The organism is Curtobacterium luteum (genome assembly GCF_001475545.1).
Taxonomy (GTDB): Bacteria; Actinomycetota; Actinomycetes; order Actinomycetales; family Microbacteriaceae; genus Curtobacterium; species Curtobacterium luteum_A.
This window is the reverse complement of record NZ_LDQC01000037.1, coordinates 1-22601: the sequence shown is the minus strand read 5'-3', so window position 1 is coordinate 22601 and position 22601 is coordinate 1. Positions and strand designations below refer to the sequence as shown.

Below are 22601 nucleotides of genomic sequence, written 5' to 3'. Positions count from 1 at the left end.
ATGAGTCGTGTCTGCAACGATCCGCGCCATCGGTACCGCCGTCCCGCAGACGACCCTCGGGCAATCCGACGTCCGCGACCTCTTCCGCAGCCAGACGGACACGACGCGGCTGGCGCAACGGCTCATCGGGGCGGCGTTCGACGGGTCCGCCGTGGACACGCGGCACACCGTGCTGCCCGAACTCGATCCCACCGCGGACGCCGGGGCCTTCCGGGACGCGGCAGGCGCGCTGGTCTCCCCGTCGACCGGCTCGCGGAACGATGCCTACCGCGTGCTCGCGCCGCCGCTCTTCGTCGCATCCGCCCGTGAGGCGCTCACTCGCGCGGGGGCTGCACCGTCCTCGATCACCCACGTCGTGACGGTGTCCTGCACGGGCTTCACGCAGCCCGGGCCCGACCTGGACATCGTCGAGCAGCTCGGCCTCCGTCCGTCCGTGTTCCGGCAGCACATCGGGTTCATGGGCTGCTGTGCGGCGTTCCCGGCACTCCGTGTCGCGGCCGCGTTCGTCGACGCCGATCCGGACGCGGTGGTGCTCGTCGTCTGCGCCGAGCTCTGCACGCTGCACGTCCGGACCTCGGACGACCCGGACCAGATCGTGTCGAACAGCGTCTTCGGTGACGGGGCGGCGGCGGCCCTGGTGGCCGCCGACGGACCGGGTCTCCGGATCGACGACTTCGCGACCAGCGTCGTGTCCGAGGGCGCCGGCGACATGGCGTGGAACATCGGCGACGAGGGCTTCGAGATGGTGCTCTCCACGGCCGTCCCGAAGCTCATCGGGCAGCACGCCGGGGCCGCCGTCGCTCCGCTGCTCGGCGACGCGCCGGCGACCTCCGTACCGACCTGGGCCGTGCACCCCGGTGGCCGGGCGATCCTCGACCGCACGCAGGAGGCACTCGGGCTGCCCGACGCCGCCCTCGCCGCGAGCCGGACGGTCCTCCGGGAGCACGGGAACATGTCGAGCGCGACGGTGCTGTTCGTGCTGGCCGAGGCGCTCGGGAGCGGCCTGGAGGACGGCGAGCCGGTCATCGCCCTCGCGTTCGGTCCGGGCCTCACGGTCGAGTGCGCGCGCCTCACCGTGGCGACGCCGGCGCGCGGCGCGCTCGCCGGAGCCGCGCCAGCGGCCGTCGCGGACGGCACCGGCACCGGCACCCGCACCGGCACCGACACCGACACCGACACCGATCCGCTCGCCACCGGCGCAGCGATGACCGCTGGCCGGCCGTGAGGCGGCATGACGAGGCCGCACCGCGCCTCCCGGTCGACCTCTCGGTCCGCGACACCACGCTGCGCGAACTCATGGACGACCCCGACTGCGACCCGCGCGCGCTGCACCGGACCTTCCGGCGCTTCGCCGTCGTGAACGCCCTCGTGAGCGGGTGGCGGACGGCGTGGCGGACGCACGTCATGCCGGCGCTGCCGCCGACCGGGCGGGGTCGGGTGCTCGACCTCGGGTGCGGCGGTGGGGACCTCGCCCGCGCACTCGTCCGGTGGGCAGCGAGCGACGGCTTCGACGTCGAGGTCGTCGGCGTCGACCCCGACCCGCGTGCGATCGCCGCGGCCGACCGATCGAGGCTCCCGGGCACGACGTTCCGGCAGGCGTCGAGCGGGGACCTCGTCGCGGATGGTGAACGCTTCGACGTGGTGGTCTCGAACCACGTGCTGCACCACCTCGGTGACGACGAACGCTCCGGCTTCCTCGCCGACTCTGCGCGCCTCGCCCGCTCGCGCGTGGTGCACTCCGACATCCGACGCTCGCGCAGCGCCTACCGCTCGTACGCCCTGGCGTCTCCCCTCGTTGCCGCGGGCACCTTCGTGCGGGTCGACGGCCTCCGCTCGATCCGTCGGAGCTTCACGGTCGACGAGCTCCGCCGCGAGCTGCCCGCCGGCTGGGTCGCCGAGGCCGCGTCCCCGCACCGGGTGCTCGCCGTCTGCGACACCTGACAGGAGGGCGGCGGTGGCGGTCCCGGGCGGCGGCAGGGCCGGGCAGCGGCACAGCCGTGCGGCGGCAGGGCCGTGCGGCGGCAGGGCCGGGCGGCGGGCCCGCGCAGCGCATCCGTCCTGCGGCGGCCGGTGGTCGCGGCCGATCCGCTGGCGTCGGCGCATGGCCGATCGTCCGCACCGCGTGGCCGTCCTCGTCCTGCCCGGCGCCAAGCCCCTCGACGTCGGGATCCCGGCGTGGACACGCTCGGCCTGCTCGGGCGCGCGGTCGCGGCCGCCGCCGCGGAGCGGCTGCGCTGCTGGCTGCGCCACCGCGCGGCCGCCGCGGAGCGGCTGCGCTGCTGGCCGCGCCACGCCGGCCGAGACTCGGCCCCGCGGACGGTTTCGCGGTCGGGTCATCGCGAAACTGTCCGCGCAGGCGAGACTCGGGCTCGGCGACGACCCTCGTGCCCAGGAGCGCGAGGCACGTCGCTCTCCACGAGACTCGCCACGCCGTGCACGAGACTCGCGCACAGGACGGACGGGAGGCCCGTGGCGGCGCCGCCACGGGCCTCCCGTCCGTCCTGTGGTGCGGTCTCAGACGATCGGCGCTGCCGTCGACGCGAACTCGCGCCCGAGGACCGCTGCGCGGTAGCGGTCGAGCGCTTCCGGTCCGGCCCCGACCGACTCGAGCGCCGCGAGCCCCGCACCGAGCACCGGCGGTGCGGTGACCCACGTCGGCACCGCACCCGGCACGCGCTCGGCGAAGCCGGCGACGACCGGCTCGACGAGGAGCGGGTGCCGTGCCGCGAGGACGCCGCCGCCGAGCACGATCGGCACCGGGGCGTCCGTGCGGCCGAGGCCGAGCCGTTCGAGGGCGACCGAGGCCATGAGGACGATCTCCTCCGCCTGTCGCTCGACCACCGACCGGGCGACCGGGTCCCCGGCTCCGGCCACGTCGAAGAGGACCGGGCAGAGCCGACCGACGGCAGCGGGGTCGAGGCGTCCGAAGTGCAGGGCCTCGGTGACCTCGCGGACGGACCGGAACCCGAGCGACCGCGGGACGGCGTCGACGAGGGCGGTCGCCGGGCCGCGGCCGTCGTCGGCGCGAGCCGCGTGCCAGAGCGCGCGGTTGCCGAGGTACGCGCCACCGCCCCAGTCGCCCGAGACGTCGCCGATCGCCGGGTAGCGGATCGTGGCGCCGTCGGCCCGGACCGCGAGGGCGTTGATGCCCGTGCCGCAGACGAGTGCCGCAGCGTCGGGCGAGAGCGTCCCGGCACGCAGCAGCGCGAACAGGTCGTTGTCGAGGACGTCCGGTGCACCGCCGTCCTCCGACCAGTGGGCGAGCGCCGCTTCGGCCGCGACGAGTTCGTCGTGCAGGTCGAGCCCGGCGAGGTAGACATGGGTGGTCCGGACCTCACGCGTGCCGATCTCGTCGAGCACCCGGGCACGGATCTCGTCGAGGATCGGCTGCACCGCAGCCCAGCCACGGGTCTGCGGGTTCGTCCCCGGGCCGCGCGCGTGGGCGACGAGGGATCCGTCGAGGCCGATCGCGACGACGTCGGTCTTGCTGCCGCCGCCGTCCACCGCGAGCACGACGTCGTCCGGCCCGTACCCGGAGCCGGTCGACGCGCGGACCACGCCGTCCGCGGTGGTCACCGTGCCCCCGCGAGCGCACCGCCGTGCGCCCCGCCGCTGCCCGCAGCGGTGCCGCCGGCCCACGGGATGAGGTCGGCGTTCGCCGCGAGCAGCAGATCGGTCAGGCGCTCGGCCTTGTCGACCTGTCCGACGAGGGGATGCGCCCACATCGCCCGGAGTACCCGGTCGCGTCCGCCGTGCACCGCGGCTTCGAGGGCGAGCCGCTCGTAGCCGGCGACGTGCGACACGAGTCCGACCATGTCCGGCGCGAGGGGCTCCACCGGCAGCGGGGTGATCGCCTGTCGGGTGACGCGCGCGGGGACCTCGATGACGTGGTCGTCGGGGAGGAACGGGAAGGTGCCGTCGTTCCGCACGTTGAGGACCTGCACGTCGCCGCGGTCGCCGAGGATCGAGGACAGCACGTCGATCGCGGCCTCGGAGTAGTACGCGCCGCCGCGCTGTTCGAGCTCGGTCGGCTTCGTCACGACGGCCTCGTCGGCGTACTTCGCGAGCAGTGCCCGTTCGGTGTCCATCACGGCCTCGGCGCGGGTGCGCTCGTGGAGCTGTTCCTCGAGCACGACGTCGTGGGCGTAGAAGTAGCGGAGGTAGTACGAGGGCACGGCGTGCTGCAGCCGGATGAGGTCGGCCGGCATGTGCACGCTCTCCGCCATCCGGTCGAGCGCACCGGTGTCGGCGGTGAGGAGTTCCGGCAGGACGTCGCGCTCCGTCCCGTCGGCGGACCGGACGTGCACCCCGCGCTCCCAGGTCAGGTGGTTGAGACCGACGTGGTCGAGCCGGACGGCCTCGGGGGCGACGGCGAACTCCCGGGCGAACCGGCGCTGGAACCCGATCGCGACGTTGCAGAGCCCGACCGCGCGGTGCCCTGCGTCGAGCAGCGCGCGGGTGACGATGCCGACGGGGTTCGTGAAGTCGACGATCCAGGCGTCCGGCTTCGCGTGCTCCCGGACGAGTTCGGCGTACTCCAGCACGACGGGCACCGTCCGGAGCGCCTTGGCGAACCCGCCGGGCCCCGTGGTCTCCTGCCCGATGCAGCACGCCTCGTGCGGCCAGGTCTCGTCCTGCTGCCGCGCCGCCTGACCGCCGATCCGCAGCTGGAACATGACGGCATCGGCGTCCGACACGCCCGCGACCACGTCGTCCGTGACGTGGACGGTGCCCGGGTGCCCGGCGTGGGCGAACATCCGCTGCGCGACACCACCGACGAGGCGCCGGCGTTCGGGGTCGGGGTCGACGAGCCAGAGTTCGTCGATCGGCAGCTGGTCGCGGAGCCGGGCGAAGCCGTCCACGAGTTCTGGGGTGTAGGTGGATCCGCCACCGATGACCGTGAGTTTCACTGTGGTGCTATCCCTTCACGCCGGTGAGCGCGATGCCCTCGACGAATGCCTTCTGTGCGAAGAAGAAGATGACGACGACCGGGACCATGACGACGACGGTCATCGCCATCGTCATCGACCAGTCGGTGCCGTGCTGCCCGCGGAACGTGGCGAGGCCGTACGCCACCGGCCACGCCGCCTGGTTCTCGGACGCGTAGAGCAGCGGTCCGTAGTAGTCGTTCCAGGAGTGGAAGAACATGAAGATCGCCGCCGACGCGATGCCCGGCCGCGCCATCGGCACGACGACCCTCGCGAGCACGCCCCACTCGCTGCAGCCGTCCATGCGGGCGGCGTCCCCGTACTCCTTCGGGATCGTCAGGAAGAACTGGCGGAGCAGGAAGATGCTGAACGCGTCGCCGAGCAGGTTCGGCAGGATGAGCGGCCACAGCGTCCCGGTGAGGTGCAGCTCGGACCACATGACGTACACCGGCACGGCGGTCACCTGCGGGGGCAGGAGCATCGCCACGATGATGATCGTGAAGATCGCGTTCGCGCCGCGGAACCTGATCTGGGCGAGGGCGTAGGCCGCCGGCACGGAGCTGACGAGCATGAACGCCGTCGCGAGCACGGCGTACAGCGCGGAGTTGCCGAACCACTGCGCGAGGGGCAGCTCGGTGAACACCCGGCCGTAGTTCGCGGGGTCGAACGGCTTCGGGACGATCGACGCCGTCAGTGCCTGGTTGCTCGACATGAGCGAGGTCAGCACGACGAACACGATCGGCGCGATCGTGAGCACCCCGAGCGCGACGAGGGCCGCGTGCTCGGCGATCCAGACGAGCAGGCTCCGCCGCGGGCCGCGGGCGGTGCCCGGCGCAGTGCTGCCGGGGGCTGCTCCACGAGGCGCGCGAGCGAGCGGGGACTGGGACACGGCGGTCATCAGGACTCCTCCGGTCGGAAGACGGAGATGCGGCGCATCGTGAACACGAGGACGATCGCGGTGACCACGAACAGGACCACGGCCATCGCCGAGGCGTACCCGAACTGGAAGTTCGCGAACCCGTGCTGGTACAGCAGTTCGGTGTAGGTCAGGAGCGAGGTGCCCGGGTACCCGAGCTGCGCCGCCGTCCCACCGCCGATCGTGGCCTTGCCCGATGCCACCCCGGACGCGACCGCCGCCTCGGTGAAGTACTGCAGCGCCGCGATCACCCCGGTGACGACCGCGAACCCGATGACGGGCGCGATGGTCGGCAGGGTGATGTGCCGCACCTGCTGGGGGCCGTTCGCACCGTCGAGCGACGCCGCCTCGTACAGGTCTCGGGGCACGTCGAGCAGCGCCGCGAGGAAGATGATCATGATGTCGCCCATCACCCAGACGCCCATGATCACGAGTGACGGCTTCGACCACGACGGGTCGTTGAACCACAGGGGACCGTCGATGCCGAAGAACCGCAGGATCTGGTTCACCGGGCCGGTGCCGGGGTTGAACAGGAACACGAACGCGACGACGCTCGCCACCGGCGGCACGAGGGCCGGCAGGTAGAACAGCGTCCGCCAGAACCCGGTGGCGGTCTTCGCCCGGCTGAGCAGTCCGGCGACGAGCAGCGCACAGACGATCCGCACCGGCACGAGGATCACCACGAACCAGAGCGTGTTGACGACCGCCGCGCCGATCTGCGGGTCCTGCGTGAAGAGGAACCGGTAGTTGAGCAGCCCGACGAACTGCGGCTCCTGCAGCTGGTTGTACCGCGTGAACGAGTACACGATCGACGCGACCAACGGGTACACGAAGAAGACCACGAGCCCGAGGAGCGCCGGCGCGAGCATCGTCAGGGCGACGAGCCTGCGCCGCGACTCGGCGCTGCGGCGCCGACCGGACGTGTTCCGACGGGACGAGTGCGCGGTGCCGCCAGCGGGGTCGGGAGCCGACCCCTTCGGGAAGGCGGGCCGGGAGGCGCGGGCGGCCCGCGCCTCCAGGCTGTCGGTTCCGGGGCTGGTGACGTCCGTCATCACGGACCCGCCAGCTGGTTCGCGTTGTCGATGTCCTGGTCGAGCTGCTTGAGCTTCTGGTCGAGGTTCCCGCCGTTCTCCTGGTACGCCTGCCAGAACTTCGTGAAGGTGCCGATGTAGGCGGCGCCGTCCGCGGTGCCGGGTGAGGTCATCGTGTCCTTGTTGCCCGCGACGTCGACGAAGGTCTTGTAGTTCTCGTCGACCTCGAGCTTCGGCGACTCGAGCGCCGAGGTGATCGTCGGGATGTTCTTCAGCCCGTTCGCCATCGTGACCTGCGCGTCGGTGTTCGTCGACAGGTACTTCAGGAGTGCCCAGGCGAGCTCGGGGTGCTTCGAACCCTTCGCGATGCCCGCCACGTTGCCCGCGATGTACGTCGAGCCGTAGTTGCCGAGGCCCTCCATCACCGGGGTCGGCGCGGTGCCGTAGTCGAGGTCCGGCTTCTGGTCCTTGATGAACGCCGTACGGTACTCACCGTCGATCTGCATCGCGACCTGACCGGTCTGGAACGCGTTGTCGGCGGCGAACTCCTGCCCGAGGCCCGACGTGAACGCCTTGAGCTTGTCGTAGCCGATCTCGTCGACGAAGTCCTTCTGCCAGGTGATGAGCTTCTTCCACGCCGACGAGGTGCCGATCACGCTGTTGCCCTTGCTGTCGAGCCAGCGGCCGTCGACCATCGGCGCCCAGTGTTCGGGGGAGTTCTCGTAGAAGTCGATCAGCGGGTTGAAGCCGAGCTGCTTGATCGAGCCGTCCGCGTTGTACGTCGTGAGCTTGAGCGCATCGGTCTTCAGCTCGTCCAGGGTCTTCGGCGGGGTGGTGATCCCGGCCTTCTCGAGCAGCGGCTTGTTGTACATCAGCGCGCTGACGTCGGCGAGGGCCGGCAGCGTGCAGCGCTTGCCCTTGTACTCCGTGTACGAGCGCACGGCCTTCGGGATGTCGGACAGGTCGACCTCGTCCCGCTCGATGTACGGCGTCAGGTCGCGGAAGGCACCGGACGAGCAGAAGCTCCCGACGATGGCGGTCGAGTAGGACAGTCCGACGTCGATGTTCTGGCCCGACGAGATCGCCTTCTGCAGCTTCTCGTCGTCCTGTCCGGCGTGGATGTCGACCGTGACGCCGGGGTTCGCCTTCTCGAACCCGTCGACCGCGCTCTTCACGACGCCGGCTTCGCGACCGGTGAAGAAGTGCCAGAGGGAGACGGTGCCCTTGAGTTCCTTCGGTGCGGTCTTGTCGATGCTCTGGGCGCTCGACCCCGAACTGCAGCCCGCGATGACGAGCGCTCCGGTGGCGGCGACGGCGGTCGCGGCGACGACGCGCCGGAACCTGGGACTGGGGAGTGACATGTGGGACTCGCTCTCTGCGCTCGCTCCGGCGCAGCCCGTTTCCGGGCGCGCCGAAGAGCCCTGGGACAGGGCCGGGTGGTGGTGCCTCGAGTGGTGCGGGTGGGGTGGTGCTGGTCAGGTGCGCTCGACGGGGGCCGGCGCATCGTCGCTGATGCGGTCGACCCGGCCGGCGAGCGCGGAGCGCACCACGTCGATGAGGACGTGCCGTGCTCCGTGCAGGACGGGGGTGTCGGGGACGCCGGGCGCGACGACGGCGGTGGACCAGCGGGTGCGGGTCCGGAGCCAGGCGGTCACGGCGGCGGCCAGGGCGGGACCGCCCGCGATGCCGGTCGGGCCGTGCAGGACGACCGTCTCGGGATCGGCGACGGCGAGGGCAGGCAGCACGTTGTGCCCGATGCGCTCGCCGAGGGCGGTCGTGAAGGGGTGCTGCTCGGGGAGTCCGGGCAGCTTCAGGAGCACCTCGCGCCAGTCGGCTGGAGCGCCGTCCGGAGCGGTGATCCCGTGTTCGGCGGCGAGTGCGGTGATCGCGGACTCGGAGATGAGGTCCGCGATGATCGTGGCCGTCGGGTCGATGGGGCGTGCGTCGGCGGGGACGCCGAGGTAGCCGATCTCACCGGCGGCGCCGGAGGCCCCGGTGTGCAGGCGACCGTCGAGGTCGAGCGCCATGCCGAGGCCCTCGGCCATCCAGAACAGCGCGAAGGAGCCGACGGCCCGGCCGGCGCCCATGCTGCGCTCGGCGATCGCGGCGAGGTTGGCGTCGTTCTCGATGACGACCTGCACGCCGAGTCCGGCCGAGAGCGTCGCCGCGACGCGCTCACGCGGCCAACCGGGCAGGCCGTCCGTGAAGATGAGTGTGTCGGTGGTGTGGTCGACCGAGGCCTGCACCCCGACCGCGACCGCCGTGACGAGGTCCTCGTCGATGCCGGCAGCCGACGCTGCGCGTGCGATCGCGGCGGCGACGATGTCCGTTCCGGGCCCGCGCACCTCGTCGGGCGTCATGGTGTGCGTGGCGACGGGGTAGGTCTGCCCGAGCGCGTCGACCACGGTGGACCGGACGTCGACGAGCTGGACGTCGACCGCCACCGCGAGGTCGCGGTCGGTGATCGCCTCGTACACCGCGGCGCTCGGCCCTCGGCGACCGACCTGGGCCTCGGTGCCCGCGGCCCGGATGAGGTCGGCGGACTCGAGCCGGCGGATGATCTCGGCAGCGGTGGGCTTGCTCAGTCCGGTCCGGCCGGCGATCTCGTTGCGGGTGAGGGGCCCCTCGTCGAGCAGCAGCTCGAGGGCCGCACGGTCGTTGAGCACGCGCAGCAGTCCCGGCTGGCCGGGGGTGCGTCCGCGTGTGCTCATGCGAGGACTGTAACGGACAACCTTCTTTACTGAAAGGTTTGTTCACAGATCCGAAACACGGGTTCCGCACCGCGGAACGCGGGTGGCCGACGGACGGGAGGCACGGTGCGGATCCGCACCGTGCCTCCCGTCCGGTCGTGGTCGCGCGGGGGACGCGGCGCGCTACGGACGCAGCAGCACCTTGATCGCGCGGCGCTCGTCCATCGCCCGGTAGGCCTCGGCGGCCTCGTCGAGCGGCAGCTCGAGGTCGAACACGCGGCCGGGGTCGATCGCGCCCGAGAGCACGTCCGGCAGCAGCTCGGGGATGTACTTCCGCGCCGGGGCCATGCCGCCCGCGACCGTGATGTTCGTGTCGAAGAGGTAGCGCGTCCCGATCGTGGGCACCCCGTGCGGGACCCCGACGAAGCCGAGTGCGCCGCCGGGGCGGACCGAGTGCAGGGCCTGGTCCATGCTCTCCTCGGTGCCGACGGCCTCGACCGCGGAGTCCGCCAGGTCGCCGCCGAGCAGCGCACGGATCGCCGCGACGCCCTCGGCACCGCGCTCGGCCACGACGTCCGTCGCGCCGAACTCCCGCGCGAGCGCCTGCCGGTCCGCGTGCCGGCTCATCGCGATGATGCGCTCGGCGCCGAGTCGCTTCGACGCGAGCACCGCCGAGAGCCCGACGGCGCCGTCACCGACCACGACGACGGTGCGCCCGGGACCGACCTGCGCCGACACGGCGGCGTGGTGCCCGGTCGAGAAGACGTCGGACAGTGTGAGCAGCGACGGGACGAGCGCGGGGTCGACCGGTCCCGGGACCTTCACGAGCGTCGCCGAGGCGTCCGGGATGCGCACGTACTCGGCCTGTGCGCCGCCGACCGGGTCGCCGTACGCGTCCTTCCCGCCGAAGCCGGACAGGTGCTCGCACCCGGTGGTCATGCCGTGACGGCAGGCCTGGCACGTGCCGTCGTTCATGGTGAACGGGGAGATGACGAAGTCGCCCTCGTGCAGGTCGGTGACCTCGTCGCCGACCGCCACCACGGTCCCGACGAGCTCGTGGCCGATGCCGTGCGGCTGCTTCGTCTCCGTCACGCCGCGGTAGGGCCACAGGTCGGAGCCGCAGACGCACGCCGCGACGACCTGCACGACGACGTCCTTCGGGGTGATGATCGCGGGACGGTCGCGCTCTTCGACACGGATGTCGTTCGGGGCGTGGATGATCGTTGCGCGCACGGGATTGCCTTCCGTCGGGGTTGTGGGGTGCTCGGCCGGTCGACGTCGTCCCGGGCCGGGTCGACACTACGCTCCTGCGGGTGGACGACGACCGGTACGGCAACGACGTCCTCTCGGGCGACTGGCGCTCGCGGGGCGTGCAGAAGGTGCGGCAGGTGCCGCTGGAGCGCGACATGGTCCTCGAGGACCCCGCGACCGGGTGGGCCGGCGCGGTGGTGCGGCTCGAGGCCGGCAACGTCGAGCTCGAGGACTGGAAGGGCCGCACGCGGTCGTTCCCCTTCACCGGGCAGTTCCTGCTCGAGGGCGAGCTCGTCACGCTGGGACGTCCGCAGGCGCCGGTCGGTCGGCGCCCCGGGAACGGCGCGCCCGCGCAGTCTGCCGCGGCTGCTCCGGCGGCCGGGAGGCCCGGGTCGACCCCGTCGGTGCGGCACGCGACCGACGGTGGTCGCCTCCGCACCGCGTCCGGATCGTTCGCGGTCGAGCAGCAGCGCGCACGGGTGGCGCTGCCGTCGCGGATCATGGTCGAGGGCAAGCACGACGCCGAGCTCGTCGAGAAGGTCTGGGGAGCCGACCTCCGCGTCGAGGGCGTCGTCGTCGAGGAGCTCTCCGGGGTCGACAACCTCGCGGACGTCCTCGACGAGTTCCGGCCGACCCGGGAGCGCCGCGTGGGCGTCCTCGTCGACCACCTCGTGCCGGGCTCGAAGGAGTCCCGGTTCGCCGACGCCGTGATGCGCGGGAAGTGGGGCGCGCACGTGCTCGTCGTCGGGCACCCGTTCGTCGACGTCTGGCAATCGGTGAAGCCCGCGCGACTCGGTCTCGAGGCGTGGCCGACCATCCCGCGCTCGATCGAGTGGAAGCAGGGCATCTGCCGACACCTCGGCTGGCCGCACGCCGAGCATGCCGACATCGCGCGTGCCTGGCAGCGCATCCTCGGCCGGGTCCGCACGTTCGCGGACCTCGAGCCGCAGCTCCTCGGCCGTGTCGAGGAGCTCATCGACTTCGTGACGGAACCGAGGGCCTGAGGGCCCGCCGTTTCGCCCACGCGCGCGGGATGGCGGGGTGATCCGGTCCTCCAGGCCTACTGTTGAGGGATGGACGGCATCGACGGTCGCGTGCGCAGCGCCGTCGACGTCTGGCTGCGGTGGCTCCCGCGGTGGCAGATCAGCACCGCCCGACCCCGAACCCGCATCTGCCGGAAGTGCACCGGTTCGCCGATCGCCCGCGCGGCGGGCTTCGGACCGGACGTGCCGCACGCCGTCCAGCACGCGCTGATCGGCCGGATCTCGACCATCGTCGAGGACGCCGTCGACGAGTACACGGCGAAGAACCTGCCGCTGCTGCAACGGGAACTCGAACGGGCGGCGTCCCGCAAGCAGCAGGCGGGCTACCAGCCGACCGAGGGGCTGTCGCCGGAGTTCCAGGGCCTCGACGTCGACCCGGAGCCGTCGCCCGGCGCGCCGTTCCTGTTCACCCTCGGCGAGCTGACCGGCACCGGTGCGGGGGAGCAGGCGCCGCGCGAGCCGCTGTCCGACGAGGCGAAGGCCGCGCTCCGACACGAGATCGAGCTCTCGGACGAGTGCGCCCGCGCGACCGGGACGGCGGTGTGCCTGGCGCTCGTCGAGCACCGGCCGCGGATCGCCGAGGCCGTCGAGCGACTGGTCGAGCCGCAGATCGAGGCGCTCGTGTCCGACATGTTCCGCGGGTTCGACGGCTTCGGCGAGGACCGGCGCGACGGGCTGTTCTGACCGCTGCGTCCGGGCCGCCCCCGCGGGGCGGGAGAATGGTGGCGTGACTCGTACCTGGGGCTGGCTCGCAGCCGTCGTCGACATCGTCCTCATCGTCGCCTTCGCCGCGATCGGACGGTCGTCGCACGCCGAGGCGTTCTCCCCGCTCGGCCTCTGGACCACCGCGTACCCGTTCCTCGCCGGCTGGGCGATCGGGTACGTCTCCAGTGGTGCGTGGGGTCGGCCGCTGCGCCTCTGGCCGACCGGGGTCGTCGTGTGGATCCTGACCGTGTTCATCGGGATGGCGATCCGCGTGGCGACGGGGCAGGGGGTCGTGGACGGGAACCCGCTGCCGGTGTCGTTCGTGATCGTGGCGACCATCGTGCTCGCGGTGTTCCTGCTGGGGTGGCGTCTCGTCGCGGGTCCGCTCGTCGCCCGACGGGAGCGGCGCTCGGTCGAGGCGCCGGTGCGCTGACGGTCGGGCGCCGGCCCATCGACGGTCGGGCGCCGGTGCGCTGACGGTCGGGCGCCGGCGCACTGACGGGCGGCGTTCACCGGAGCGTCACCGGCCATTCGCCGGGCGGCGGCACGATGCCGGGATGACGACGCTCGACCACGCACCGACCACGCGGCACGTGCGACCGGTGGGGCGACCTTCACTGATCGCCCGGGGCGGCGCGCCGCGGGTCCGCCGGGAGAACACGATGCCCGCTGTCGCCGTCGCGGAGGCGCTCGGCGCGGAGGCGGTCGAGGTCGACGTCCGGCGGACGTCCGACGGTGTCGCCGTGCTGCTCCGCGACGAGACCCTCGGACGACTGTGGGGCGACGCCCGCCGAGTCGACGAGGTGCCGTGGTGCGAGGTCGCCCGACTCGGCAACGGGCTCGACCGCATCCCGCGGCTCGACGACGTCCTGGAGCGGCTCGACGGCTGCCGGTCCTCGCTCGTGGTCACGTGCCGTTCGGTTGCGGACGCCGAGGTCGCAGCGGACGCGGTCTCGTCGTCGTCGGCCGACGTGTCGGTGGCGTGGCGTGGGACCCCGGACGCCCTCCGCGCCGTCCGGGCGGTCCTGCCGGACGCGGACACGTGGCTCGCGTGGGAGTCGCTGCAGCCGCCGACCGCGGGTGATCTGGCCGGTGCCGGTGCCGGTTCCGGTGCCGGTGCCGGGGCCGGTGTGGACAGCGGGGCCGCCCCGTCGACGCTCGACCTCGACGTCGCGTTCCTCACGCCCCGCACCGTGGCGGCTGCACACCGGCTCGGCCTGCTGGTGTCGGTGCGGACCGTCGACGACCCGGAGCCGGCGCTCTGGGCAGCCCGGACCGGGGCCGACCTCGTCACGACCGACGACCTCACGACCCTGCACGCGGCGTTCGCGGCGGCCGAGCGGGACGGGTGGCCGACGTCCGCCCACGAGCCCACCGAGGCCGAGGTCGCCGCACGGGCGCAGGCACTCGCGCACCGCATCGCGCACGAGGTGATCGCCTTCACCCGCGAGCACCCGGTCGGGCAGGTCGCGACGAAGGCGCACCCCGCCGACCTCGTCACGGACGTGGACCGTCTGGTCGAGCAGCACGTCCGTGGGCGGGTCCGTGCGGCCTTCCCGACCCACGGCTTCACGGGCGAGGAGTACGGCGACGCGCCGGGGGACCGGCACCGCTGGTACCTCGACCCCGTGGACGGCACCACGAACCTCGCGAACGGCGTCCCGTGGACGTCGATGTCGCTGTGCCTGACCCGTGGTGGTCACCCGGTCGTCGGTGTCGTGGCGGACCCGTGGCGGGGCGAGGTCCTCGAGGCTCGGCGGGGTCGAGGAGCGGTCGTGCGCAACCGACCCCTGCGGCTGGACGACGACCCTCGTCCGCTCGCCGGCGCGGTCGTCGGCACCGAGCTCGACGGGCACCGGCCGTGGCCCGGGTTCGGGAGGTTCCTCGACGCCCTCGCGGACCGGTCGTGCACGCTCCGGGTGCTCGGCTCCGGCACGCTGACGATCGCGCAGGTCGCGGCCGGACGGGGCATCGGCGGCTGCGTGTCCGCCTTCGACCCGGTGGACCACGGCGCCGCGGTGCTGCTCGTGCACGAGGCCGGCGGCGTGGTGCTGACACGCAGCGGTCCCGTCGAGGGCTTCCCGCCGCTCGGCGAGCCGTTCCTCGTCGCCCACCCAGGCGCCGCCGACGAGCTGCACGCGGTGTGGTCGTCGGCGCTCGGCGTTCTCTGAGTCGGCGTACAGGGAGCGGCCGTTCGTCGCTCGTAGGCTCGGCATCCCAGCACCGCACCGACCTCCCGAAGGAGCACGGACCATGGGTTTCCTCGATCGACTGCTCGGCCGCCCCGAGCGCCCGCAGGACCAGAACCAGTGGGGACAGCCCCAGCAGCAGCAGCAGGGCTACCGCTACGGGCAGCAGTCGTACCAGGTGCCGTCCGGAACGCCGCAGTGGGGATCCGGTTCACCCGCAGGCGCCCCCGCGGGTGGACCGACGGCGCAGACCGGGTCGGCCGAGGACGAACGCGCCGTCGAGCGCTACCGGTACCTGCTCCGCACCGCGCCGCCGGAGCGCATCGAGGAGGTGCACGCCGAGGCCTTCGCGACCCTGACACCCGAGCAGCGGCGCATGGTCTACGACGAGTTCACCCGCAGCGCCCCCGCGGGTGAGGCCCCGCGCGGCGACGACCCGCGGTCCCTCGCCCAGGCGGCGACGCGGTCCGAGATCCGGCAGCCGGGGTTCATGGAGCGCTCGCTGGGCGGTATGGGCGGCGGCGGTGCGTTCGGCGGACGCCAGGGGCCGTCGTTCGGTCGCATGGTCGGTGCGTCGATCCTCGGCACGGTCGCGGGCTACGTCATCGGCTCAGCGATCATGAGCGCCTTCCTGCCGGACCCCGGATCGTTCGACGGCGGTACCGACGCTGCGGATGACGGCGGTTCGGGGGACACTGGTGGCGGGTACGACGAAGCGTCTGCCGACGGCGGCTCCGACTGGGGCGGCGACTTCGGTGGCGACTTCGGTGGTGACTTCGACATCTGAGCACGCGGACCGGTCGGCAACGGTCGTCCACAGGCGTCCGGTCACCCGCTGACACACTGGTATTCTCCATGCTCGACCGAGGAGCGACATGGCGATCATCGAAGCCACCGGGCTGACCAAGACCTACCGGTCGGGGTCGGGCCCCGTGCACGCACTGGCGGGGCTCGACCTCTCCGTCCCGCAGGGCACGGTCAAGGCCCTGCTCGGCCCGAACGGCGCGGGCAAGACCACCACGGTCAAGGTGCTCACCACGCTCATCACCCCCGACAGCGGCACCGCGACGATCGACGGGGTGGACGTCGTGCGCGACCCGCAGGCGACCCGTCGGTCCATCGGGGTGTCCGGGCAGTACGCCGCGGTCGACGAGAACCTGACCGGGTTCGAGAACCTCGAGATGATCGGGCGGCTGTACCACCTCGGTCGTCGGACGGCGCGGGAACGAGCTCGGCAGCTGATCGACGTGTTCGACCTGGCCGAGGCCGGCGACCGGCCGGTGAAGGGGTTCTCGGGCGGCATGCGCCGTCGCATCGACCTCGCGGGCGCCCTCGTGATGAACCCGCGCGTGCTGTTCCTCGACGAGCCCACCACCGGACTCGACCCGCGGAGTCGACTCGCCCTGTGGGACATCATCGAGGGCCTCGTCGCCGACGGTGCGACGGTGCTCCTGACGACGCAGTACCTGGAAGAGGCCGACCGGCTCGCCGACGACATCGCGGTGATCGACGGCGGCACCGTGATCGCCGAGGGCACCGCCGACCAGCTCAAGGCCCAGGTCGGCGGACACCGTGTCGTCGTGACCCTCGTCGACGGCGCGGACGGCGACGCCGCCACCACCGCACTCCGCCGGTACGGCGTCGGTGACGTCGAGGTCTCGGGCGACGGCCGCACCCACGCGATCGCGGTGGACGCCGGCCCTGCCGCCCTCCAACGGGTGCTCGCCGACCTCGGCGACGCGGGCATCGACCTGCACGACGCCGGGATGCGCCGCCCCACGCTCGACGACGTGTTCCTCCGGCTCACCGGCCACGCGGCGACCGAGGACGAACCCGACGACACCGCCACGGGGCCGGGGCGCACGAAGCAGAAGGCGGGGCAGAAGCAGAAGGAGTCGGCGCGATGACCGCCACCGTCACGGCGCCGGGTCGGGCGCTCCCCGTCGCGATCACATCGCCGGTCGCCGTCTGGTTCGAGGACGGCTGGACCATCACGAAGCGGAACGTCACCAAGATCAAGCGGTCGCCGGACATGCTCGTGTTCGCGGTGCTGCAGCCGATCATGTTCGTGCTGCTCTTCAGCCAGGTCTACGGCGGTGCGATCGACGTCGAGGGCACGGACTACACCCAGTTCTTGATGGCGGGGATCTTCGCGCAGACCGTCGTGTTCGGCGCGACCTTCTCGGGGTCGGCGATGGCGCAGGACCTCAAGGAAGGGCTGATCGACCGCTTCCGGACGCTGCCCATGTCGGCCTCCGCGGTGCTCATCGGACGCACGAACTCCGACCTCGTCCTCAACGGCATCTCGATGGTGATCATGATGCTCACCGGGCTCGCCGTGGGATGGCGGGTGAACTCCTCGCCACCGGAGTTCCTCGCCGGCATCGCGCTCCTCCTGCTGTTCAGCTACGCGTTCAGCTGGGTGATGGCGCTGCTCGGGATGAGCGTCAAGACGCCGGAGGTGATCAACAACGCCTCGTTCATGATCCTGTTCCCGCTGACGTTCATCTCGAACGCGTTCGTGCCGAGCGACACGCTGCCGCTCGTGCTGCGGGTGTTCGCGGAGTGGAACCCGGTGTCCTCCCTCGTGCAGGCCGCCCGTGAGCTCTTCGGCAACGTCGGGTCGGCACCGGTACCCGACATCTGGACCATGCAGCACCCCGTCGTCACCGTGCTCATCGGCATCGCGCTGATGCTCGTGGTGTTCGTGCCGTGGGCCGTCAACAAGTACACCCGCATCAGCGCGAAGTGAGGAGCGCGACAGGGTGCACTGTGGGGACTCCGCGACCGCTTAGCATCGTCCCGTGACCGCGACCGAACCCCGACGCCTGCCCGAGCGTCGAAGCCGTCTCAAGCGCTGGATGCTCGAGGGCACCGACCGCGGTGCCTCGCACCAGGGCCCCCACCAGGTCGAGGTCGAGAAGACCCACTCGTGGTGGCGCGTCATGTGCCTGACGGGCGTCGACTACTTCTCCACGCTGGGCTACCAGCCGGCGATCGCCGCGCTCGCCGCCGGGCTGCTCTCGCCCATCGCGACGATCGTCCTGGTGCTCGTGACCCTGTTCGGCGCGCTGCCGGTCTACCGCCGGGTGGCACAGGACAGCTTCAAGGGCGCCGGGTCGATCATGATGCTCGAGAAGCTCCTGCCGTGGTGGGCAGGCAAGCTCTTCGTGCTCGTCCTGCTCGGGTTCGCCGTCACGGACTTCATGATCACGATGACGCTCTCGGCCGCCGACGCCACCGCGCACATCGCCGAGAACCCCTTCACCCCGCACTGGTTCACCGAGATCCCGGTGCCGCTGACCCTCGCGCTCCTGCTCCTGCTCGGCGTGGTGTTCCTCCGCGGCTTCCGTGAGGCCATCGGCATCGCGGTCGGGCTCGTCGCCGTGTACCTCACGCTCAACGCGGTGGTCGTCGTGGTGGCGCTCGCGCACGTGTTCGAGAACCCGATCGTGGCGAGCGACTGGTGGAGCGGCCTGACCGCCCAGCACAGCAATCCGCTCGTCATGATCGGCATCGCGCTCGTGGTGTTCCCGAAGCTCGCGCTCGGCCTCTCCGGCTTCGAGACCGGTGTCGCGGTGATGCCCCAGGTGCGCGGCGACGCGTCCGACGCGGGGTCGCCCCGGCCCGAGGGTCGGATCCGCGGGACGAAGCGACTGCTCACCACGGCGGCGATCATCATGAGCAGCTTCCTCATCACCTCGTCGATCGTCACGACGTTCCTCATCCCGCAGCGCGAGTTCCAGGCCGGCGGGCAGGCGAACGGCCGTGCGCTGGCGTACCTCGCGCACGAGTACCTCGGTGGCGTCTTCGGGTCGATCTACGACTTCTCGACCGTCGCGATCCTCTGGTTCGCGGGCGCGAGCGCGATGGCCGGGCTGCTCAACCTCGTGCCCCGCTTCCTGCCGCGCTACGGCATGGCGCCGCAGTGGGCCCGCGCGACCCGACCGCTCGTCGTCATCTTCACGCTCATCGCCTTCGCGATCACGATCCTCTTCGACGCGAACGTCGACGCGCAGGGCGGTGCGTACGCCACCGGCGTGCTCGTGCTCATCACGAGTGCTGCGGTGGCGGTGACCCTCTCGGCCCGGCGCAAGGGACAGAAGAAGCGCACGGTCGGCTTCGGCATCATCACCGTGGTGTTCGTCTACACGACGGTCGCGAACGTGATCGAGCGCCCGGACGGCGTCCGGATCGCCGCGGTGTTCATCATCGCGATCGTGGTCGTCTCGCTGATCTCGCGCGTGCGGCGGTCCTTCGAGCTCCGGGCCTCGTCGATCGAGCTCGACGCCGTCGCCCGGCAGTTCGTCGAGGCCGACGCCGACCAGTTCAGCTCGGTCTGCATCATCGCGAACGAGCCGGGAGCGGGCACCGCCGAGGCGTACCGGTCGAAGGGACGGGAGGAACGACGCGACTCGGGCATCCCGGCGCGCGTCCCGACGATGTTCCTCGAGGTCCTGCCGGCGGACTCGTCGGACTTCGAGGAGGACCTCGTCGTCGAGGGTCACGTCGTGCACGGCCACCGGGTCCTGCGGGTCCGTTCCGGCAACGTGCCGAACACCATCGCGTCGACGCTGCTCGCGATCCGTGACCTCGCAGGGGTCGTCCCGAGCATCTACTTCGAGTGGAACGAGGGCAGCCCTATCCAGAACGCGCTGCGCTTCGTGTTCACCGGCGTCGGCGACGTCGCCCCGGTGACGCGCGAGGTGCTGCGCGAGGCGGAGCCGGACGTCCACCGCCGACCGAGCGTCCACGTGTCCTGACACCGCGGACGGTGCGGGCGAGGCGTCCGGTGCGGGCGAGGCGAGGCGTCCGGCGCGGGCGACCCGAGGGCGGCACCAAGCTGCGCCGTCGGACGGCTCCGATCACCGGCCGGGAGGCTCGTGGCGGCGCCGCCACGAGCCTGCCGGCCGTCGTGCAGGTCGCGTCAGGAACCGCCCGTGATCTGGTCGCGCACCTTGCGGCGCAGCACCTTGCCGATCATCGAGCGTGGCAGGTCCTCGACCACGACGATGCGCCGCGGCACCTTGTACGGGGTGAGGTGCTCGCGCGACCACACACGGAGCGCGTCCGCGTCGAACGACGACGGGTCCGTCGGGACGACGGCGGCGACGACCTGTTCGTTGCCGCCCTGGGTGATGCCGACCACGGCGACCTCGCGCACGCTCGGGTGGCGCATGAGGGTGTCCTCGACCTCGGACGGTGAGACGTTGAACCCGCCGGTGATGATGAGTTCCTTGAGGCGGTCGACGATCCGGACGTAGCCGTCGGGGTCGATCGCGACGATGTCGCCCGTGCGGAACCAGCCGTCGGCGGTGAAGACCTCGTCGGTGGCCTCGGCCTTGCCCCAGTACCCCCGGAACACCTGCGGCCCACGGACCTGGAGCTCGCCGGCCTCGCCGGTCCCGAGGACCTTCGTGGCGTCGTCGGGATCGGCCACGCGTGCCTCGGTCGAGGACAGCGGGAGGCCGATCGACCCGAGACGGCGCTCCGGCGAGACCGGGTTGGCCATGAGCACGGGGGAGCACTCGGAGAGCCCGTAGCCCTCGACGAGGTAGCCGCCGGTGCGGGCCTCCCACGGCTCGACGACGTCCTGCGACAGCGGCATCGCTCCGGAGATGCCGATCTCGATGCCCTCGAGCGAGACCTTCGCCGAGTCCGCCGCGTGCTGCAGCCGGGCGTAGATCGGGGGCACGGCCGGCAGGAAGGTCGGCGGGTGCTTCCGCATCGCCTTGAGCACGAGGGCCGGGTCGAACGCCGGGAAGAGCACCAGGCGCGAGGCCATGCTGATCGCGAAGGTCAGGCAGAGCGTGAGGCCGTAGGCGTGGAACATCGGCAGGACCGCGTAGACGGTGTTGTCGCCGCGGCGGATCTGCGGGACCCACGCCCGGGCCTGCTCGGCGTTGGCGATGAGGTTGCCGTGCGTGAGCACCGCCCCCTTCGGCGTGCCCGTGGTCCCGGACGTGTACTGGATGAGCGCGATCGCGTCCGTCGCCGGGCGCGGGTGACGCTTCGACAGCTTCCGGTTCCCGACGAGGTCGTCCCACGTCGTCGTGCCGCGGACCTTCGTGGTCAGCTTCGCGCGGCTCTCGCGGGCCTTCGCGACCGGCAGCGACAGTGCCAGCCGCGTGCTGCGGGGCATCGCACGGGTGAGGTCGACGGAGACGATCGTGTCGAGCGCGACGTCGGCCGGGAAGTCCTGCACGGTGGCGACCGACTTGTCCCACACGATCGCGACCTTCGCGCCGTGGTCCTCGAACTGGTGCCGGAGCTCGCGCGGGGTGTACAGCGGGTTGTGCTCGACGACGATCGCGCCGAGCCGGAGCGCGGCGTAGAACGCAACGACGTGCTGCGGGCAGTTCGGCAGGACGATCGCCACCCGGTCGCCCGCGGTGACCCCGGCCTTGCGGAGGCCGTTCGCGGCGCGGAGCACCTGCTCCTCGAGTTCCGCGTAGGTCGTCGTCCGGCCGAAGAACTCCAGGGCGACACGCTTCGGGAACCGCCGTGCGGACTCCTCGACCAGGTCGTACAGGGAGCCGGTGGGCTCGTCGATGTCGTGCGGGACCCCCGGGGCGTACGAGGCAAGCCAGGGACGAGGCGTGTCGATGCTCACGCCGTCCAACCTAGCGGCCGGGACATCGGGCGCCTGTGAAGTACCGCACTGCGTCGATGTCCTCGGCGGAGTGTCAGGGGCCGGACGGAACATGGGGGCATGGCCTCGCTCTCGAACGCCTTCCGCTCCCGACTCGACGACACCTTCACCGGCGGCTCTCCCGGCCGTCCCGAGTGGATCGACGCCCTCGAGCAGGGTTCCGACGCCGGGTACTTCGGTCCGGGGTCCGCGACGTGGAGCGTCCACGGCGGTCGGCAGACCGTGCTCGCCGGGGTCCGGGCGCTCCTCGTCCAGGCACTCCACCCGGGTGCCCTCGCCGGGGTCGTCGACCACTCGCGCTACCGGGAGGACCCGTTCGGGCGGCTCGCGGGCACCATCCGGTGGATCTACACGGTCTCGCACGGCGACCGTGCCGCAGCGGAGCACGCGAGTGCCTGGGTCGTCCGGTTGCACGAGAAGGTCCGGGGTGAGTACGTCGACGGCCACGGGGTGACGCGGCCGTACGCGGCGAACGACCCGGATCTCGCGCGCTGGGTGCACCTCGCGTTCACCGACGCCTTCCTCCGCAGCGCGCAGACCTGGGGCGAGCCGATCCCCGGTGGAGCGGACGCCTACGTCCGCGAGTGGGCGACCGCGGGGCACCTCATGGGTGTCGCCGACGCCCCGGAGTCCGAGGCCGAGCTCCGTACGCAGATGGACGGCTACCTCGAGCGGGGCGAGCTGATCGCCACAGCGCGGACGCACGAGGTCGTCCGCTTCATCAAGGACCCGCCGCTCGCGAAGCTGCTCCGACCGGGCTACCGGGCGCTCTTCGCGGGGGCGGTGTCGACCCTCGACCCGCGGCACCGGGAGATGCTCGACCTCCGGGTCCCGACCGTGGGGCCGCTGGAGTTCCCGTCGCGTCGAGCGGCCGGGCTCGTCATCGACGGGATGACCGGGGTCCTCGGCGGGCGACCGGACACCGAGACGGCGGCCAGGCGGCGCATCGCGCGGTTGGCCGCGGGGTCGTCTGCGTCGAGCGGTCGATCCGCTGGCTCTGGGCAGGCCGAGTCCGCCGCGGCGTCCTGACGCGATCCGACGAGCGGGTCACGAATCCGCCGCGGCGTCCTGACCCGATCCGGCGAACGGGCAGGCCGAGTGCGCCGCGGCGTCCTGACCCGATCCGGCGAACGGAAGCGGGCGCCCGGACCGGAAGAGCGGCTGCTGCCGCCGTCGCCGGACTGGAGGCGCGTGGC

General features: G+C 72.2%; 19 protein-coding genes. 11 read left to right on the top strand and 8 right to left on the bottom strand.

Features of this window, described 5'->3' with window-relative positions:
- Positions 1-7: 7 nt before the first annotated feature.
- Both NS184_RS06665 and NS184_RS06660 read left to right on the top strand, forming a co-directional pair.
- The gene (locus tag NS184_RS06665; RefSeq protein WP_083513512.1) at positions 8-1225 is read left to right on the top strand and encodes a type III polyketide synthase; all 1218 of its coding nucleotides are present in this window, start codon (positions 8-10) and stop codon (positions 1223-1225) included.
- The gene (locus NS184_RS06660) at positions 1222-1941 is read left to right on the top strand and encodes a methyltransferase domain-containing protein (protein ID WP_275935019.1); all 720 of its coding nucleotides are present in this window, start codon (positions 1222-1224) and stop codon (positions 1939-1941) included. The genes NS184_RS06665 and NS184_RS06660 overlap by 4 nt, the downstream gene beginning before the upstream one ends.
- A 573-nt stretch (positions 1942-2514) precedes the next feature.
- Here the strand turns inward: NS184_RS06660 and NS184_RS06655 are convergent.
- From NS184_RS06655 to NS184_RS06625, 7 genes are all read right to left on the bottom strand, one after another.
- The gene (locus NS184_RS06655) at positions 2515-3576 is read right to left on the bottom strand and encodes an N-acetylglucosamine kinase (protein ID WP_242862981.1); all 1062 of its coding nucleotides are present in this window, start codon (positions 3574-3576) and stop codon (positions 2515-2517) included.
- A complete protein-coding gene (locus tag NS184_RS06650; protein WP_058725350.1) occupies positions 3573-4910 on the bottom strand; it encodes a 6-phospho-beta-glucosidase in 1338 nt (445 codons plus the stop codon). Before NS184_RS06650 ends, NS184_RS06655 begins: the two co-directional genes overlap by 4 nt.
- Before the next feature lie 7 nt (positions 4911-4917).
- Complete coding sequence (locus NS184_RS06645; RefSeq protein WP_058725349.1) at positions 4918-5826, bottom strand: carbohydrate ABC transporter permease; 909 nt, start codon at positions 5824-5826, stop codon at positions 4918-4920.
- Positions 5826-6896, bottom strand: coding sequence for a carbohydrate ABC transporter permease (locus tag NS184_RS06640; RefSeq protein ID WP_206556265.1), 1071 nt, complete (start codon positions 6894-6896; stop codon positions 5826-5828). The genes NS184_RS06645 and NS184_RS06640 overlap by 1 nt, the downstream gene beginning before the upstream one ends.
- Positions 6896-8236 (bottom strand): extracellular solute-binding protein, encoded by a 1341-nt coding sequence (locus NS184_RS06635; protein WP_058725348.1) that lies wholly within the window; start codon positions 8234-8236, stop codon positions 6896-6898. Before NS184_RS06635 ends, NS184_RS06640 begins: the two co-directional genes overlap by 1 nt.
- A 114-nt stretch (positions 8237-8350) precedes the next feature.
- Positions 8351-9586 carry an ROK family transcriptional regulator gene (locus NS184_RS06630; RefSeq protein WP_058725347.1) on the bottom strand — a complete coding sequence of 412 codons (1236 nt, stop codon included), beginning with the start codon at positions 9584-9586 and terminating at the stop codon, positions 8351-8353.
- Between the two features lie 162 nt (positions 9587-9748).
- Positions 9749-10798, bottom strand: a complete 1050-nt coding sequence (locus NS184_RS06625; RefSeq protein ID WP_058725346.1) for an alcohol dehydrogenase catalytic domain-containing protein — start codon at positions 10796-10798, stop codon at positions 9749-9751.
- 80 nt (positions 10799-10878) lie between these two features.
- Here NS184_RS06625 and NS184_RS06620 point away from each other — a divergent pair, with 80 nt between their 5' ends.
- The 8 genes from NS184_RS06620 to NS184_RS06585 all read left to right on the top strand — a co-directional run bounded on the left by NS184_RS06620 (position 10879) and on the right by NS184_RS06585 (position 19516).
- Positions 10879-11820 carry a DUF3097 domain-containing protein gene (locus tag NS184_RS06620; protein WP_058725345.1) on the top strand — a complete coding sequence of 314 codons (942 nt, stop codon included), beginning with the start codon at positions 10879-10881 and terminating at the stop codon, positions 11818-11820.
- Between the two features lie 69 nt (positions 11821-11889).
- Positions 11890-12543: a hypothetical protein gene (locus tag NS184_RS06615; RefSeq protein WP_058725344.1), complete on the top strand. Its 654-nt coding sequence runs from the start codon at positions 11890-11892 to the stop codon at positions 12541-12543.
- A 43-nt stretch (positions 12544-12586) separates the two neighbouring features.
- Complete coding sequence (locus NS184_RS06610) at positions 12587-12997, top strand: DUF3054 domain-containing protein (RefSeq protein ID WP_058725343.1); 411 nt, start codon at positions 12587-12589, stop codon at positions 12995-12997.
- 124 nt (positions 12998-13121) lie between these two features.
- Positions 13122-14735 carry an inositol monophosphatase family protein gene (locus NS184_RS06605; RefSeq protein ID WP_058725342.1) on the top strand — a complete coding sequence of 538 codons (1614 nt, stop codon included), beginning with the start codon at positions 13122-13124 and terminating at the stop codon, positions 14733-14735.
- An 82-nt stretch (positions 14736-14817) separates the two neighbouring features.
- Positions 14818-15540 (top strand): hypothetical protein, encoded by a 723-nt coding sequence (locus NS184_RS06600; RefSeq protein WP_058725341.1) that lies wholly within the window; start codon positions 14818-14820, stop codon positions 15538-15540.
- A gap of 88 nt (positions 15541-15628) precedes the next feature.
- Positions 15629-16660: an ATP-binding cassette domain-containing protein gene (locus tag NS184_RS06595; RefSeq protein WP_058725340.1), complete on the top strand. Its 1032-nt coding sequence runs from the start codon at positions 15629-15631 to the stop codon at positions 16658-16660.
- Entirely contained in the window at positions 16657-17505 is an 849-nt protein-coding gene (locus NS184_RS06590) for an ABC transporter permease (RefSeq protein ID WP_058725339.1), read from the top strand. The genes NS184_RS06595 and NS184_RS06590 overlap by 4 nt, the downstream gene beginning before the upstream one ends.
- A gap of 109 nt (positions 17506-17614) precedes the next feature.
- On the top strand, positions 17615-19516 hold the full coding sequence (locus NS184_RS06585; RefSeq protein ID WP_242862983.1) for an amino acid transporter: 1902 nt from the start codon (positions 17615-17617) through the stop codon (positions 19514-19516).
- Between the two features lie 164 nt (positions 19517-19680).
- Here the strand turns inward: NS184_RS06585 and NS184_RS06580 are convergent, their stop codons facing one another.
- Positions 19681-21366, bottom strand: coding sequence for a long-chain-fatty-acid--CoA ligase (locus NS184_RS06580; protein ID WP_058725337.1), 1686 nt, complete (start codon positions 21364-21366; stop codon positions 19681-19683).
- 99 nt (positions 21367-21465) lie between these two features.
- On the opposite strand from NS184_RS06580, the gene NS184_RS06575 reads away from it, so the two are divergent.
- On the top strand, positions 21466-22434 hold the full coding sequence (locus NS184_RS06575) for an oxygenase MpaB family protein (protein ID WP_058725336.1): 969 nt from the start codon (positions 21466-21468) through the stop codon (positions 22432-22434).
- Positions 22435-22601 lie beyond the last annotated feature (167 nt).

What these genes read in the sequence shown, in the direction of transcription:
- NS184_RS06645 (WP_058725349.1), bottom strand. Translation starts at nt 5,826, where the DNA reads ATGACCGCCGTGTCCCAGTCCCCGCTCGCTCGCGCGCCTCGTGGAGCA.
- NS184_RS06640 (WP_206556265.1), bottom strand. Translation starts at nt 6,896, where the DNA reads ATGACGGACGTCACCAGCCCCGGAACCGACAGCCTGGAGGCGCGGGCC.
- NS184_RS06635 (WP_058725348.1), bottom strand. Translation starts at nt 8,236, where the DNA reads ATGTCACTCCCCAGTCCCAGGTTCCGGCGCGTCGTCGCCGCGACCGCC.
- NS184_RS06630 (WP_058725347.1), bottom strand. Translation starts at nt 9,586, where the DNA reads ATGAGCACACGCGGACGCACCCCCGGCCAGCCGGGACTGCTGCGCGTG.
- NS184_RS06615 (WP_058725344.1), top strand. Translation starts at nt 11,890, where the DNA reads ATGGACGGCATCGACGGTCGCGTGCGCAGCGCCGTCGACGTCTGGCTG.
- NS184_RS06605 (WP_058725342.1), top strand. Translation starts at nt 13,122, where the DNA reads ATGACGACGCTCGACCACGCACCGACCACGCGGCACGTGCGACCGGTG.
- NS184_RS06600 (WP_058725341.1), top strand. Translation starts at nt 14,818, where the DNA reads ATGGGTTTCCTCGATCGACTGCTCGGCCGCCCCGAGCGCCCGCAGGAC.
- NS184_RS06595 (WP_058725340.1), top strand. Translation starts at nt 15,629, where the DNA reads ATGGCGATCATCGAAGCCACCGGGCTGACCAAGACCTACCGGTCGGGG.
- NS184_RS06590 (WP_058725339.1), top strand. Translation starts at nt 16,657, where the DNA reads ATGACCGCCACCGTCACGGCGCCGGGTCGGGCGCTCCCCGTCGCGATC.
- NS184_RS06585 (WP_242862983.1), top strand. Translation starts at nt 17,615, where the DNA reads ATGCTCGAGGGCACCGACCGCGGTGCCTCGCACCAGGGCCCCCACCAG.
- NS184_RS06575 (WP_058725336.1), top strand. Translation starts at nt 21,466, where the DNA reads ATGGCCTCGCTCTCGAACGCCTTCCGCTCCCGACTCGACGACACCTTC.